This window comes from Pseudomonas sp. HY2-MNA-CIBAN-0224 (assembly GCF_040310285.1).
Classification (GTDB): Bacteria; Pseudomonadota; Gammaproteobacteria; order Pseudomonadales; family Pseudomonadaceae; genus Aquipseudomonas; species Aquipseudomonas helleri.
This window is the reverse complement of the sequence record NZ_JBEOPQ010000015.1, coordinates 46,906-60,620: the sequence shown is the minus strand read 5'-3', so window position 1 is coordinate 60,620 and position 13,715 is coordinate 46,906. Positions and strand designations below refer to the sequence as shown.

At 56.8% G+C, this 13,715-nt stretch carries 14 protein-coding genes and 1 tRNA gene; 2 read left to right on the top strand and 13 right to left on the bottom strand.

Going from position 1 to position 13,715, the window contains the following annotated elements; all coding sequences use genetic code 11:
- Positions 1-3: 3 nt before the first annotated feature.
- The 6 genes from AAEZ03_RS09985 to AAEZ03_RS09960 all read right to left on the bottom strand — a co-directional run bounded on the left by AAEZ03_RS09985 (position 4) and on the right by AAEZ03_RS09960 (position 5,893).
- Positions 4-681: a glutathione S-transferase family protein gene (locus AAEZ03_RS09985; protein ID WP_350578166.1), complete on the bottom strand. Its 678-nt coding sequence runs from the start codon at positions 679-681 to the stop codon at positions 4-6.
- Entirely contained in the window at positions 678-1,313 is a 636-nt protein-coding gene (locus AAEZ03_RS09980; protein ID WP_350578163.1) for a TetR/AcrR family transcriptional regulator, read from the bottom strand. The genes AAEZ03_RS09985 and AAEZ03_RS09980 overlap by 4 nt, the downstream gene beginning before the upstream one ends.
- Before the next feature lie 98 nt (positions 1,314-1,411).
- Positions 1,412-1,879 (bottom strand): peptide-methionine (S)-S-oxide reductase MsrA, encoded by a 468-nt coding sequence (gene msrA, locus AAEZ03_RS09975; RefSeq protein ID WP_123748871.1) that lies wholly within the window; start codon positions 1,877-1,879, stop codon positions 1,412-1,414.
- Complete coding sequence (locus AAEZ03_RS09970; RefSeq protein ID WP_350578159.1) at positions 1,876-2,796, bottom strand: homocysteine S-methyltransferase family protein; 921 nt, start codon at positions 2,794-2,796, stop codon at positions 1,876-1,878. Before AAEZ03_RS09970 ends, msrA begins: the two co-directional genes overlap by 4 nt.
- Positions 2,793-3,842 (bottom strand): ABC transporter substrate-binding protein, encoded by a 1,050-nt coding sequence (locus AAEZ03_RS09965; RefSeq protein ID WP_350578156.1) that lies wholly within the window; start codon positions 3,840-3,842, stop codon positions 2,793-2,795. Before AAEZ03_RS09965 ends, AAEZ03_RS09970 begins: the two co-directional genes overlap by 4 nt.
- Before the next feature lie 14 nt (positions 3,843-3,856).
- Positions 3,857-5,893, bottom strand: coding sequence for an ATP-binding cassette domain-containing protein (locus AAEZ03_RS09960; protein WP_350578153.1), 2,037 nt, complete (start codon positions 5,891-5,893; stop codon positions 3,857-3,859).
- A gap of 421 nt (positions 5,894-6,314) precedes the next feature.
- On the opposite strand from AAEZ03_RS09960, the gene AAEZ03_RS09955 reads away from it, so the two are divergent.
- On the top strand, positions 6,315-7,418 hold the full coding sequence (locus AAEZ03_RS09955) for an alkene reductase (protein ID WP_123748867.1): 1,104 nt from the start codon (positions 6,315-6,317) through the stop codon (positions 7,416-7,418).
- Between the two features lie 46 nt (positions 7,419-7,464).
- Here AAEZ03_RS09955 and AAEZ03_RS09950 read toward each other — a convergent pair whose 3' ends face one another.
- From AAEZ03_RS09950 to AAEZ03_RS09920, 7 genes are all read right to left on the bottom strand, one after another.
- Positions 7,465-8,403, bottom strand: a complete 939-nt coding sequence (locus tag AAEZ03_RS09950) for a LysR family transcriptional regulator (protein ID WP_350578150.1) — start codon at positions 8,401-8,403, stop codon at positions 7,465-7,467.
- Positions 8,404-8,468: 65 nt separating this feature from the next.
- Positions 8,469-8,918, bottom strand: a complete 450-nt coding sequence (locus AAEZ03_RS09945; protein ID WP_123748865.1) for a nuclear transport factor 2 family protein — start codon at positions 8,916-8,918, stop codon at positions 8,469-8,471.
- A gap of 277 nt (positions 8,919-9,195) precedes the next feature.
- Positions 9,196-9,271, bottom strand: a tRNA-Gly gene (locus tag AAEZ03_RS09940).
- Between the two features lie 66 nt (positions 9,272-9,337).
- The gene (pgsA, locus tag AAEZ03_RS09935; RefSeq protein ID WP_048370021.1) at positions 9,338-9,895 is read right to left on the bottom strand and encodes a CDP-diacylglycerol--glycerol-3-phosphate 3-phosphatidyltransferase; all 558 of its coding nucleotides are present in this window, start codon (positions 9,893-9,895) and stop codon (positions 9,338-9,340) included.
- A 32-nt stretch (positions 9,896-9,927) separates the two neighbouring features.
- Positions 9,928-11,751 (bottom strand): excinuclease ABC subunit UvrC, encoded by a 1,824-nt coding sequence (uvrC, locus tag AAEZ03_RS09930; RefSeq protein ID WP_350578147.1) that lies wholly within the window; start codon positions 11,749-11,751, stop codon positions 9,928-9,930.
- A gap of 2 nt (positions 11,752-11,753) precedes the next feature.
- Complete coding sequence (gacA, locus tag AAEZ03_RS09925; protein ID WP_082148726.1) at positions 11,754-12,392, bottom strand: response regulator transcription factor GacA; 639 nt, start codon at positions 12,390-12,392, stop codon at positions 11,754-11,756.
- Between the two features lie 135 nt (positions 12,393-12,527).
- Positions 12,528-12,893, bottom strand: a complete 366-nt coding sequence (locus AAEZ03_RS09920) for a helix-turn-helix domain-containing protein (RefSeq protein ID WP_123748864.1) — start codon at positions 12,891-12,893, stop codon at positions 12,528-12,530.
- A gap of 81 nt (positions 12,894-12,974) precedes the next feature.
- On the opposite strand from AAEZ03_RS09920, the gene AAEZ03_RS09915 reads away from it, so the two are divergent.
- Complete coding sequence (locus AAEZ03_RS09915) at positions 12,975-13,217, top strand: DNA-binding protein (protein ID WP_123748863.1); 243 nt, start codon at positions 12,975-12,977, stop codon at positions 13,215-13,217.
- The last annotated feature ends 498 nt before the right edge of the window (positions 13,218-13,715 follow it).

Below are 13,715 nucleotides of genomic sequence, written 5' to 3'. Positions count from 1 at the left end.
TTTTTACTCAGCAATCTGCGGAAACATGGCTTTACGAGCGGCAGCATCCATTTCGGTTTTGTAGCTGTGCTGTGTTTTCAGGGCTTCTGCACGCTGAGCTGCCGGGCGGGCATTGATCTCGTCCAGCAGGCGTTTGACGTGCGGCAGTTTTTCCCAGGCATCCTCCCCCAGAATGAAAGGCACCGCGCGGGCCCAACCCCATACGGCCATGTCCACCAAAGTGTATTCATTGCCCAGCATGTAAGGCTGGTTGGCCAGGCGATCGTTAAGAATCTGCCAGTGGCGCCAGGCTTCGTAGGTATAGCGGGTAACCGCGTAGTCTTTGGGCTCCGGGGCGAAGTGCTTGAAATGCACATGCTGGCCAGAGTAAGGGCCAATGCCGGTGGCCACGAACATCAACCAGGACAACATTTCACCGCGGGCTTTAAGGTTATCGGCAGGCAAGAACTTCCCGGTCTTCTCGGCCAGATAAAGCAGCATGGCGTTGCTGTCGAACACAATGTTGTCGTCGTCAACCAATGCCGGCGTCTTGGCGTTGGGGTTGATTTTGAGAAACGCCGGCTCGTGCTGCTCGCCCTTGCGGGTATCGACAGGCACCAGTTCATACGCGAGGCCTGATTCCTCAAGGAACAGCGCGACCTTGGCAGGGTTGGGAGACGGGTGATAGTAGAACTTGATCATGGTGACTCCGTGCAGGGGCTTTTAGTGAGCGTCGCAAGCGCCAAAGGCGTAAGCCCAAGGCTGTTAAGTGCAAGGTCAACCGCGTCTGTGACGCACGCGGGGTCGGGGTTGAGGCGCGCTAAAACGCGAATACCCAGTAACAAACTCAGTAAATGGTGAGCTCCCTGCTTCGCATCAATCTCCCTGACACCATCACCTTGCAGGCTAAAGGCCTGCAGACGGCTTTCGAAAAAACGGCGAATGGTCTCAAACTCTTCTGCGATGGCCTGGCGCAAGTCTGCGTCGTCTGTATTCGCCTCAAGCGCAGAGTTCACCAGCAGGCATCCACGATGAAGCGGATCGTTCAACGTACGATCCAGGACTTCTGTGAAGAATAGAGTGATGGCCGTTCCGGCATCCGGCAGCCCTTCAAGGCGCCGGATCCGCTCACGCACACTGCATTCCAGATAGTGCGTAAGGGCACGACGATACAGGCAGCGTTTGTCGCCAAACGCGTTATAGAGACTGGGCTGGTTGAGGCCCGTACACCTGACCAGATCCCGGGTAGACGTGCCTTCATAGCCACGCACCCAGAAGGCGTCGACAACGGCGCTGAGAACCTTTGCTTCATCAAATGTACGTGGACGCGCCATTGACCGACATGCTCCAGGAAGATGCCGGGGACGATATCACAGGTTTTGTATCAGCCGCCACAGAATGCGACTGATACGTTAACGCCACTGCGTAGCCATTAGATGGAACAGCTGCTGCCGCCATGTTTTTCGAGGTATCGCTGATGCTCTTCATCGGCGAGCACAAACTCAACTAACGGCACAATCACCGTCGCTACAGGCCGGTTCAACGCTCCCGACGCTTCCAGCGCCTGCCTGGCAACCGATGCGACCTTCGCCTGCTCTTCAGACCCGAAAAACAGCGCTGAGCGGTATTTGATGCCGACATCTGCACCTTGGCGGTCCACAGAAGCGGGATCGTGCACGGTCCAAAAGTGAGCGATCAGTTGGTCGTAAGTAATCACTTGGGCATCGAAGTCGACCTGTACCACCTCGATCAACGCCGACTCATCCTCGGCAAAGCGGGCAAAGCCCACCCGGCTGTCAATCACTCCGGGCAATGCCCGGAACGACGCCTCTGCGCCCCAAAAACAACCGGCGCCAAAGGTTGCCTGTTCAGCCAGTGCCTCTTCATTAAAATCCGTCATGCGCCACCCTTCTCTTTTTCTGGCAATAAACTCGAACGCAACTGCGCGATGTGCTCAGGGCCTATGCCGCAGCACCCACCCACAATACTGGCACCGGCCGCCACCCAGGTTCTCGACCAGCTCAGGTAAGCCTCAGGGCCAAGATCACGTCTGATTTCAAGCAACGTGCTATTGGCTTTGGCTTCGCTGCTGACAGGGGGGAAGGCATTGGCGTAAACCCCCAAGTCCAGGGTTTGACTCAGTTGTTCAAGTACCTCTCGCGCTTGCGCCAGCGCAGCGCCCATGACTTCCGGCTGGCTGCAGTTAAACAGCACCGCCTTTGCGCCCAACTCGATGGCCGCCCGCACAGCGTCGGCGACCGCTTCAGTCGAGCGTAAGCGTGGTGGCTCACCGACCTCGTCCAGCAAGGTAAACGACAGCCAAAGCGGTTTCGGATTGTTATCCAGAGCTTCAACCACCGCGCGGACTTCAGCGATGGAGCTTTGGGTTTCCGCCAGCCAGACATCGACATGGGCCTCAAGACCCGCGATCAACTGGCGATGAATCGCCACCGAACGCTGATGGTCAAATAAGTCTGGTCGATAAGAGCCCAAGGCTGGCGGCAACGAGCCGGCCACCGTGACCGGCTCCTTGCTGGCGGATGCAGCCTGGCGGGCGAGCGCCCCAGCACGCCCGGCTAGCGCTAACCCCTGCTCGATAAAGCGCTCATCGCCGATATGAAATGGCACCACCGCATAACTGTTGGTCGTGATGATCCGGGCACCGGCCGCAATAAACGCGCGATGGGCCTCAAGCACATACTCGGGTGCCTCGATCAGCGCAAGCGCTGACCACTCAGGTTGGCGAAACGGTGCCCCGCTCCGCTGTAATTCGCGGCCCATGCCACCATCCAGCAAACGCAAGGAGACGTGGCTCATGGGTTGGCACTCACGGTAGGCGCCGAGGCTGCAAGCCATTGATCAACCGTCGCTGGGTTGGCCTTGATCCATTCTTTGGCCGCGATATCAGCCGGTACTTTTTGCTTTTCGATCTTCAGGATCAGGTCATTCAGCTGCGCCGGGTCAATGGCTACGTTGCGCAGGAACTCGGCAATTTTCGGCGCGCGTTTCTGCAAGGCGGTTGATGCCAGGATATGCACTTTGGCGTCCGGATAAGCGCAGGTGATCTGGCTTTTGTTCAGCCAGTCAGGGTCAACTGTCGGGCTGATGAACTTCCAGCAGCCGTCGGCTTTGTACAGCGGGTCACCCTTTTTGTTGTCCTGGGCATAGCCATCGAACGCAGGCTCTTGCAGACGGCGCAGGTCAAAGGCCGAGAAAATCCAGTCCGGGGTGTAGGCGTAAAAGACCACGCCGCGCCCCGCCTTGTATGCCGCAGCCAGCTTGGCGTAAGTCACGGAGGCTTCGGTGGACACAGACTCGAACTTGTCTGCAAAACCGTAATCCTTGGCCTTGATTTCACCAATGTAGGTCGACTCCCAACCCGCCGGCCCAACCAACAATTGAGCCTTGCCGCCACCCAGCGGTTCGAAGAGCTTGGCGATTTCAGGTTTTTTCAGGTCGTAGACGGATTTAACGCCGTATTTGTCCTGCAAATACCCCGGAATATAAAAGCCTTGCTCACCCGCATAAGGCTTGAGGTTCGGCACCAGTGAGCGGGTGCCACCCGTGACATATTTGGCCCAGGCCGCCGACTGGTTCGGCAGCCAGATATCGGTCAGCACGTCCACCGAGCCATCGCCTTTGGCGGCAGCGCTGAACAGTACCGGGACGTCACCGGCCAGGTACGAGACATCGCCATCGAGGCGACTTTTGATCACCTCGCCGAGGATATTCTGAATAGCAATGGCACCGGTCCAGTTCTGCTCACCAATCACAATTTTTTCTTTGGCAAATGCGCTGGCCGGAAGAATCAGGGAGGCCAGCAGCGCGGCTGCCCCCAATGAACGCAACAGAGGTGTCTTCACGATAAGTCTCACAGTTAATGGTGCGCGCGATCTTGCTTGCGCAAGCTCGATTGAATGATTCGATCCGGAATTAATGCACACAGAACAATCGCCACCCCCGCGAGGATGCCCTCGCCGCCCTTGATGTTGCGCAGCGCCGTCATCACGTCGTAGCCCAGCCCGCCCGCGCCAATCAGCGCAGCGACCACCACCATCGACAAGCTCATGACAATGGTCTGGTTAATCCCCAGCAGCAGCGAACGGCGTGCCAGCGGCAATTGCACTTTGACCAGGGTTTGCCAAGGGCTGGCACCGTGGGCGACAGCAGCCTCGACGGCATCCTTGGGCACTTCCTGAATACCCAGCGATGTCAGGCGGATCATCGGCGCCAGGGCAAAAATGACCGTGGCAATGACCGCAGGCGTCTTGCCCACAGAGAAGAACGCCACGGCAGGAATCAGATACACAAACGTGGGTAGCGTCTGCATGGCATCCAGCAACGGCGTGACCACCCGGCGTATCCGCGCCCGTTTCGCCAGCACAATGCCGGTAGGCACGCCGATGACCAAAGCAATCAAGACCGATGAACCCACCAGCGCCAGCGTGGAAATGGTGCGTTCCCAAAAGCCGAACAGCCCGATGTAGAGCAGCGCAACGCTGCTGGTCAGGGCCAGCCCCAACCCCGCCGAACGCCAGGCCAGCAACACCAACGCCAGTGCCGAGACCGACCATGGCAACCAACCCAAGACGTTCTCTATGCCCTCGATAACCGTGCGCACCGCAACGATCACGCCGACAAACGCACCTTCGAACGCCACTTGGGACCAGCCAATGAATTGGTCGATGCTGTCGGCTGCCAGCAATAACAACTGCCGGTTCGCCGGAAACTCAAACAAGGCGTTGGCCGTGTCCGGGGTAAAGACGCGCCAGATCGCCAACGCCTGGCTGACCAGCAGCACGGCCAACGGTAACCCCCACCCCGACGCATTGCGCCGCACAGGTTGGCGGCTGACAGACAGCGCAGTGAATCGGCTGGCAGCGAACACCACTACCGCCGCCAACACCGCAAGCCACGATGCGCTGAGAATGCCTTGGCCGAACGTAGCCAGGGCTGCCAGTTCAGCGGCAAACGCCAGCCAGAACAAACCGCCTTTGCCGCGGTCGGCCAGCGCTGCCGGCCCCAGTAACAGGGCTTGCCAGCCCCGCAAACCTGGCGCATCCGGTGACGCCTGAGGCTCATTGCCTGGCGCCTGGAGGCTGACACTGGCAGCCTTTTGCGCGACCGAAGGCGCGGGCAGGGAATCACGGAAAAAGTCGGCAACTTCGGCATCAGCGGGGTGTTCGAGCAACGCCTCAGGGGTCCCCACTTGCACTAAACGACCATGGCGCAGCACGGCGATGCGATCCGCGAGGCGTAGGGCTTCTGCCGGGTCATGGGTGACGAGCAAGGTGGTGATGCCGCGCTCGTGCGCCAGCGCCAGAAAGTGATTTTGCAGGTCGCGGCGGATAGTCGGATCCAGCGCACTGAAAGGCTCGTCCATCAGCAGGATGTCTGGCTCTGTCACCAAGGCCCGGGCCAGGCCGACCCGTTGCTGCATGCCCCCGGAAAGCTCGTGGGGATAGTGCTCCCCCCAACCCTGCAACCCCACCGCCTGTAACTGCAAGGTGGCAGCGGCATGACGAACCGGCTCGGGTTCGCCACGCAACTCCAGCGGCAGCGCGACGTTATCCAGCACCGTACGATGGGGTAACAGGCCAAAGTGCTGAAAGACCATGCCGATACGGCGCGAGCGCAAATCCCGCAAGCCTTTGTCGTTCAGCCCGCTGATGGCTTGACCATCAATCAACACATCACCGCTGGTGGGCTCGATCAGGCGGTTGATATGGCGCAACAACGTTGACTTGCCGCTGCCTGAAGTGCCCATCAGGCACAAGACCTCACCGCGCCGCACTTGCAAGCTGACGTCGCTGACGGCCAATAACCCAGGGGCGGCTTTTTTCCCTGAATAGGTTTTGGTGACGCCCCGAAACTCAAGCACCACATCGCCCTTGTTGGCGAATTCGGTAGGCACTTGAAGAGGCCTTTGTGGCGATGGAGTTGGCTCCGCCGCCAAAGGAAGTTGAATGACTGTCACAGGTGCTCCTGACAAACGCCGCTTGAAAACGGGCATCTGGTTCGCCCACAGGCTGCAAAAGTTGAGCGTCAGCGCATGACCTGAGAACAGTTAGCCTGATGCAAAAAAGCGCCGGGCTTAAAGCCCGACGCTGTAGAGAGGCATAAAGCTAAACGATCTTAAAAAACAAAAATAAATACTATTTAATTATTAGCTTAAGCTTCTTAATTATTTCGGTTTGTGACAATCGCGCTGCCACAGTTGATTGTGGAACCGAGTGCCTGAATGTTTGGAATGTGCAGCCGATTATCTGAAGGACTTGGCGCCGTATATTGGCCCTGATCAGCGCCATGGAGCGCTCCACTTCAGAGGTCCCCTAATGAGCATTCTATTTTCTCCCTACACGTTGTCGGGCATAGAACTGAAGAACCGTGTCGTGATGGCGCCCATGACTCGCGCACGCGCGTTGACTACCGTGCCTGACGCATTGACGGTGCTCTATTACCGCCAGCGGGCAAGCGCAGGGCTGATCATCAGTGAAGGGGTTCCGGTTTCCGTTCAGGGCCGCGGCTATCTGTTCAACCCCGGCCTTTACACCCAAGAGCAAGTAGAAGGCTGGAAAAACGTCACCCGTGCCGTGCATGAAGACGGCGGCAAGATCTTCGCCCAGCTCTGGCACGTGGGCCGGGTATCGCACACCACCTTGCAACCCGATGGCGGCGCCCCGGTGTCCTCCAGCGCCAAGCTGGCGGCCAACTCGCTGGCCTATGCCTACAACCAAGACGGTCAGCCCGGACCGATTCAAGCCAGCCCTCCCCGTGCGTTGTCGACCGAAGAAGTTGAAGCGCTCAAACACGACTTTGTCCTGGCTGCCCGCAGAGCGGTTGAAGCGGGTTTTGACGGGGTGGAGATTCATGGCGCGAATGGTTATCTGTTTGAGCAATTTATCAATCCAACGGTCAACGACCGTACGGACCGCTATGGCGGCTCCATTGAAAACCGCATTCGCCTGCTGTTAGAAACCCTTGATGCGGTCGCCGATGCAATCGGTCGCAGCAAGGTGGGGGTGCGGGTTTCGCCCTTTGGCCGGCTGTTTGATATGGCGCCCTTTGATGACGAGGCAGAGACCTGGGTAGCCGTCGCGCGCGAACTGCAAAATCGGCGCATTGCCTATGTTCACCTGAGCGATCAATTGACCATTGGCGCCGAACGCATGCCTGAAGATTTTGCCCAGACCTTTCGCGATTCGTACCAAGGCACCTTGATTGCCGCCGGAGGCTTTGATCGCGAATCGGCCGAGGCGGCGCTGGCGTCAGGTGAGCTGGATCTGGTCGCATTTGGCCGACCCTTTATTGCAAACCCGGACCTGGTAGAGCGGATGAAAAACGACTGGCCGATTGCGCTGCCTGATCGCTCAACGTTCTACGGCAACAGCGGCGAAAAAGGCTACGTCGACTACCCGTTTTATACGCCCGCCCAGTAACCGAACTCACTTGAAGCGCCCGCCCGGGGCGCTTCAAGTCACTATTTTAAACTGCCGCAGGGCCCAAATCCGGTCGAAAAATCAGCACATCACGTTGTGCAAGTGCCAGCAGTTCATCCACGACCATGCGGACCTTGGGCTGAAGATAACGCGTCCGTGACCAGATCACGTGAATCGGCATTTCAGCCCCGGCACAGGCTTCAAGCACCGGGACCAACAGGCCCTGCTCAACAGGTGTTTGCACCAGCCAAGTGGGCAGTTGCGCCAGGCCGCCCCCGGCAAGGGTCAGGTTCAATAACATCTCCCCATCACCCACCTCATGCTTGACCCGCACCTCGTGTTCATGGGTCTGCCCCTTTTCGTCCTTCAACATCCAGGTTTTGCGGGTGCCATTACGCCAGCCGACAATGCAATCGTGATGCAGCAGATCATCGGGCGCCTGTGGCGTGCCATGCGCTTGTAGATAGGCCGGGGTCGCACAAATCAGCAGGCTCTGGCTGCCCAGTTTGCGGGCAACTATTTCGGCGTCATCTTTCAACACACCGATTCTGACCACCAGGTCGACACCCTCGTTGACGATATCTACCAGCCGCTCACTGAAGCTGACGGACAGATCGAGCTGCTGATAACGCACCGCCATGTCGATCAGCGTCGGCAAAATATGCCGACGGCCAAAGGCTGCAGGAAGATCGATGCGCAGCCGGCCGACAGGCGCTTGCTGGCCAGTGGTTAAAAAACCCTGCGTTTCGGCCAGCTCATCCATCACTCGCAGGCAACTGGCCAGATATGCCTCGCCTTCAGCGGTCAACACCAGACGCCGGGTGGTGCGATGCAGCAGCTTCACCCCTAAACGTGCCTCAAGGCGCGTGACACTTTTACCCACCGCCGAACTGGTCACACCCAGCTCAAGCGCGGCTGCCGTGAAGCTTAGTGACTGAGCGGCAGACACAAACTCGCGAATACCGTCAAAAGGGTTTTCAGACATTAGAGGCTCCAGGGCCTGGGGCTGTTTTCAGAATGGGATCGTCCCCCTACCAGCTTGATCGTGGCTTATTCACGGGCATTACGCTCAGGCCAGACCACCTCAAGGCGGGTATGGGTGATGCGCCACTCCCCGTCGATTCGCTGATACTGATCGGCATACAGGCCAAGCAACAGCAACGGGTTTGGATCGGGTTTCGAAGCCGTTTCAAAATCGATCAAGTAGCAGCGACCTTGCGCCGTATCGGGCCCGGTCAACTGGATCCAGTGGTTCACAATGGCATGCATAAAGGGATAACTCCCTTGCTTGTCCCGATCGAACAGCGTGAAAGCCTCAGCCAGGCCAGTACGTATAGCGTCGATGCCATGCATGTTGCCGACCGTGACTTGCACCACGGCGTCTGCCGAAAAAACCTGGTCCAGCGCCGCGATATTGTTGCTGTCCAGATGGTGTGCGTAAAGCGTGCGGAGTGCGCGAATCTCTTCGCGATCCAGCAGTGCCTTGAGTTTGATGTCCATGCCAGTGACCTCTTAAAGATGCATGCCTGGGGATTGGGTGCCAACGCCCAATCAGTAGAAAGGTCACTGTAGTCAAGATTAGGAGAAAGATAATGCGGGATTAATTCCAAACATTATGGAATTGAAGGATGGAATAGAGCACTGACGCAACGGCCAAGAGAGATGTAAGCGCACCCGACAACGATGGTTTTAGTAGGTGCGAAGAAACGAAAAAAGGACCCGAAGGTCCTTTTTTCAACGATTCACAGACTTCAGTTGAACTCTGTGAATCTTTATTTGGAGCGGGAAACGAGACTCGAACTCGCGACCCCGACCTTGGCAAGGTCGTGCTCTACCAACTGAGCTATTCCCGCGTTTTGGTGTTGCGCATTCTATAGATTTCAAAGAATGCGTCAACCCCTTGATTCAAAAAGTTTTATTTATTTTGTCGAGGTGGTCTTCAAATGCGGCCAGGCAGCCCGCAAGTATTGAACCATCGACCACAGCGTCAACCCCGCCGCGACCATCAGTAACCCATAGCCAATCAGGACCCAGAAGCTGAAGTCTGACGGGTTGGCCAGCAAAATGACCAACGCCAGCATTTGCGCCGCTGTTTTCCATTTGCCCATGTTCGACACGGCAACCTGGGCGCGCGCACCCAGCTCTGCCATCCACTCGCGCAAGGCCGAGATGACAATTTCACGGCCAATAATCACCGCTGCCGGCAAGGTCAGCCAGAAGTTGTGATGCTCTTGCACCAGCAACACCAGCGCGACCGCCACCATCAATTTGTCGGCAACCGGGTCCAGAAAGGCACCGAACGGCGTGCTTTGTTCCAGTCGGCGGGCCAGATAACCATCCAGCCAGTCCGTTGCAGCGGCAAAGGCGAACACCGAGCTTGCCGCGGCATAACTCCAGCTGTACGGGAGGTAAAACAACAGAATAAAGAACGGAATCAGAAGAACGCGTAGAACGGTGATCAAATTAGGGATATTCATCGGCACAACTGGCTACGAGGTGAGGGAGCATTCTACTCGCTGTGCAGGTTTGCATAAATCAACTCAGCGAGCTTTTTACTGATACCGGGTGCTTTGGCAATTTCTTCGATGCTGGCACGAGACAGCTCTTGTAATCCACCAAAATGTTTCAGCAGGTCACGGCGACGAGTTGGCCCCACCCCCGCAATCCCTTCCAGGGTTGACGTGTTACGGGTTTTACCACGTCGCGCACGATGCCCGGTAATGGCAAAGCGGTGGGCCTCGTCGCGGATCTGCTGGATCAAATGTAGCGCCGGCGAGTCACCTTTCAAGGTGAATTCATGGGCTGCATCGTTCAGGTATAGAGTTTCAAAGCCCGCCTTGCGCGTCGTGCCTTTGGCCACGCCGAGCAAAATCAGGTCCGGTACGGCCAGCTCATTGAGCACGTCACGGGCCATCGAAAGCTGCCCCTTGCCCCCGTCGACCAGGAGGATGTCGGGCAGCTTGCCCTCGCCTTCCTTGAGCCGACTGAAACGGCGCATCAAGGCCTGGTGCATGGCTGCATAGTCATCGCCCGGGGTCACACCTTCGATGTTAAAACGCCGGTAGTCAGATTTGATCGGGCCTTCCGGGCCAAATACCACGCAAGAGGCAACGGTGGCTTCGCCGCTGGAGTGGCTGATGTCGTAGCATTCCAGCCGCTGGGGGACTTCATCGAGCTTCAAGACTTGCGCCAGCGCTTCAAAGCGCGCCGCAACATGCAGACGGTTGGTCAGGCGCGCGCTCAACGCCTGCTCAGCGTTGGTCACGGCCAATTGCTGCCAGCGCGCGCGGGTACCGCGCACGCGATAACTGATGGCCATCTCGCGCCCGCGCAAGGCTTCAATCGCCTCGCTGATAGCAGCAAAGCTCTCGTGTTCGACGTTGACGATCAACTCGCTCGGCAAATCGCGCTCGGGGCTGCTGATGTAGTACTGCCCGAGGAACGCAGCCATGACTTCGGCCACCTCCTCCTCGATCCCCACCTGCGGGAAGAAGTTTTTGCTGCCCAGCACGCGACCACCGCGCACATTGATCAAATGCACGCAGGCACCGCCCGGGTTGACGAAGGCCGCGACGATATCCACATCGCCGGTGCCACCTTCCATACTTTGTTGGTCCTGAACCCGACGCAATAACGAAATCTGATCGCGTATTTCGGCTGCCCGCTCAAAATCGAGGGTGCTGGCGGCCTGCTCCATCTCGTTACCGAGCTCTTCCGTCAACGCACTACTGCGTCCCTCAAGGAACATCACCGAGTGGCGTACATCCTGAGCATAGACCTCTGGCTCAACCAGGCCCACACACGGCCCCTTGCAACGCTTTATCTGGTACTGCAAGCACGGCCGGGTGCGGTTCTTGAAATAGCTGTCTTCGCACTGACGGACCATGAAGGTTTTCTGCAACAGGCTCAAACTTTCACGGATTGCCCCCGCGCTGGGGTAAGGCCCGAAATACTTGCCCTTCTGCTTCTTGGCCCCGCGATGAATGCTCAGGCGCGGGTATTGACCATCCGACAGAAACACATACGGATAAGACTTATCGTCGCGCAGCAGGATGTTGTACGGCGGGCGCCACTCCTTGATCAGCGTCTGCTCCAGCAGCAACGCTTCGGTTTCGTTGGCGGTGATCGTGGTTTCGATTTGCGCGATACGGCTAACCAGCGCCGCTGTTTTGGGCGCCAGCCCGGTTTTGCGGAAATAGCTGGCCAGGCGTTTTTTCAGGTTCTTGGCTTTGCCCACATAAAGCAGACGCGCCTCACTGTCGAACATGCGATACACGCCGGGCCTGCCGCTACACGTCGACAGAAATGCACTGGAATCAAACACGTCAGTCATCGTCAGCCAGCATCAACCATGCCATGACGAACGGCCAGCAACGCCAGTTCAACATCACTTTTGACCGAGAGTTTTTCATAAATGCGATAGCGGTAGGTGTTGACTGTTTTGGGCGACAGGCAAAGCTTGTCGGAAATGACCTGGACCTTTTGACAGCCGACAATCATCAACGCGATCTGGATCTCGCGTTCAGACAATGCATCAAAAGGAGAATCACTGGCAGGCTGGAAAGACTTGAGCGCCAGCTGCTGAGCCACTTGCGGGCTGATATAGCGCTGCCCGGCAAACACCAGGCGAATGGCCTGAACCATTTCGGCCAAACCAGCCCCTTTGGTCATATAACCCGCAGCGCCTGCCTGCAACAAACGCGTCGGGAACGGGTCCTCTTCACACACTGTTACCGCGACGACTTTGATGTCCGGATGGCTGCGCATCATTTTGCGCGTTGCTTCCAGGCCACCAATGCCAGGCATCTTGACATCCATCAGGACGACATCCGGTTTCAACTCACGCGCCTTGGCGAGTGCCTCTTCACCAGACTCGGCTTGACCGACGACCTGCAGACCATCGATATCCGACAGCATTCGTGTAATGCCCGTACGCACAAGATCGTGATCATCGACCACCAGAACCCGAATCAAGTCGACACCTCGCAAATTGCGTCTAAGTTGGTGCCGACCACCTTAACAAAAAATAGTTGCGTCGACCTCTCTATCATTCTCGCGTGGCTCAATCCCATTCGTCGAACAATACAAAAACGATTCACTTAGAACGACTTATGCGTCATTAGGTTCTTGAAGCTTTCTCACTGATTGAGTAACCGACACTTTCGCCAGGGTGGTAGTCAACTGGCGAATGGCATCCTGATCATCTTTATGAAGGCCCCGGTAATTGACCAAAACTTTTTCTTCCAGTTGAGTCAAATTATCGACCAGCGTTGGGGTACGTGTACCGGTCAATACATATAGAACGTCCACACCCCGCTGCGCTACACGTGACAAATAATCAGCTTTTGGCGCACGATCACCATGTTCATACTTACCTTGGGCATTGGCCTCAACGCCTCCGATCTCGCCAAAAACTTTCTGCGAAAGGCCAAGACGTTCTCTTTCTTGCCTCAAACGCGAACCGATCTCACTCATTTGAATACTAGATCCCATTTTAAACACCCATAAGGATGGTATAATTCGCTGGAATTGAACCTTTTTGAACGGTTTTGAACTATGCCCGGAATCCGCACTGCCGCACAAGCCAAGGCCTGGCTTGAACATCAAGGAAAATCTGTTCAAGAGTTCGCTCGAGAACACGGCGTCGACGCAGCAACGACCTATCAAGTGCTCGCGGGCCGAAAAAAAGGGAAGCGTGGAGAGGCCCACAAGGTGGCTGTTCTTCTGGGAATGAAGGACGGCATCATTGCTCCGTCTATCAGCGAATCAACAGGTAATGAAAAAGACAAACCTGATTGAACGGATCAACTGTTCTAAGGTACAGGCGAGGAACCTGCAATCAGAGTAGCACTTTCTGCTCATCCACCTCGCTCTGTCGCAGATAGGGTGCCAAAGCCGCAGGTTTAAAGACATGATGCCGATAGCAATTTTTAATTGAATCGCGCTATCGCTCTCGAGTAAGCTCCTGACCATTCAGTGGAGAACACACATGTTGCATAACGTACACACAGCCATTAGCAAGCAGGTCGCTACCCAGCGCCAGGCTGCTGCTGTGCGCACGCACAATGCACACTCGACTGCACGATTTTATTTTGGGTATTGGTTTAGCCACTGGCGCGCCTGATACCCATCCGGCGGCCACTTTCAAGGGGTCGCCTACCAGAGAATTCTCACCCCCGGTCGGCTACCCGACCGGGGGTTTTGTTTTTTTAGCCCCTGCAAAAATGACTTATTTGAGGAATGCACACATGAACTACACCACTTATTACCGCTTCGACCTTTGCACTGCCTGGCGAT

Coding starts and splice junctions, on each gene's coding strand:
- uvrC (WP_350578147.1), bottom strand. CDS start 11,751: ATGACTGACGTGTTTGATTCCAGTGCATTTCTGTCGACGTGTAGCGGC.
- pgsA (WP_048370021.1), bottom strand. CDS start 9,895: ATGAATATCCCTAATTTGATCACCGTTCTACGCGTTCTTCTGATTCCG.
- AAEZ03_RS09985 (WP_350578166.1), bottom strand. CDS start 681: ATGATCAAGTTCTACTATCACCCGTCTCCCAACCCTGCCAAGGTCGCG.
- AAEZ03_RS09950 (WP_350578150.1), bottom strand. CDS start 8,403: ATGTCTGAAAACCCTTTTGACGGTATTCGCGAGTTTGTGTCTGCCGCT.
- AAEZ03_RS09915 (WP_123748863.1), top strand. CDS start 12,975: ATGCCCGGAATCCGCACTGCCGCACAAGCCAAGGCCTGGCTTGAACAT.
- AAEZ03_RS09980 (WP_350578163.1), bottom strand. CDS start 1,313: ATGGCGCGTCCACGTACATTTGATGAAGCAAAGGTTCTCAGCGCCGTT.
- AAEZ03_RS09945 (WP_123748865.1), bottom strand. CDS start 8,918: ATGGACATCAAACTCAAGGCACTGCTGGATCGCGAAGAGATTCGCGCA.
- msrA (WP_123748871.1), bottom strand. CDS start 1,879: ATGACGGATTTTAATGAAGAGGCACTGGCTGAACAGGCAACCTTTGGC.
- AAEZ03_RS09955 (WP_123748867.1), top strand. CDS start 6,315: ATGAGCATTCTATTTTCTCCCTACACGTTGTCGGGCATAGAACTGAAG.
- AAEZ03_RS09920 (WP_123748864.1), bottom strand. CDS start 12,893: ATGAGTGAGATCGGTTCGCGTTTGAGGCAAGAAAGAGAACGTCTTGGC.
- AAEZ03_RS09970 (WP_350578159.1), bottom strand. CDS start 2,796: ATGAGCCACGTCTCCTTGCGTTTGCTGGATGGTGGCATGGGCCGCGAA.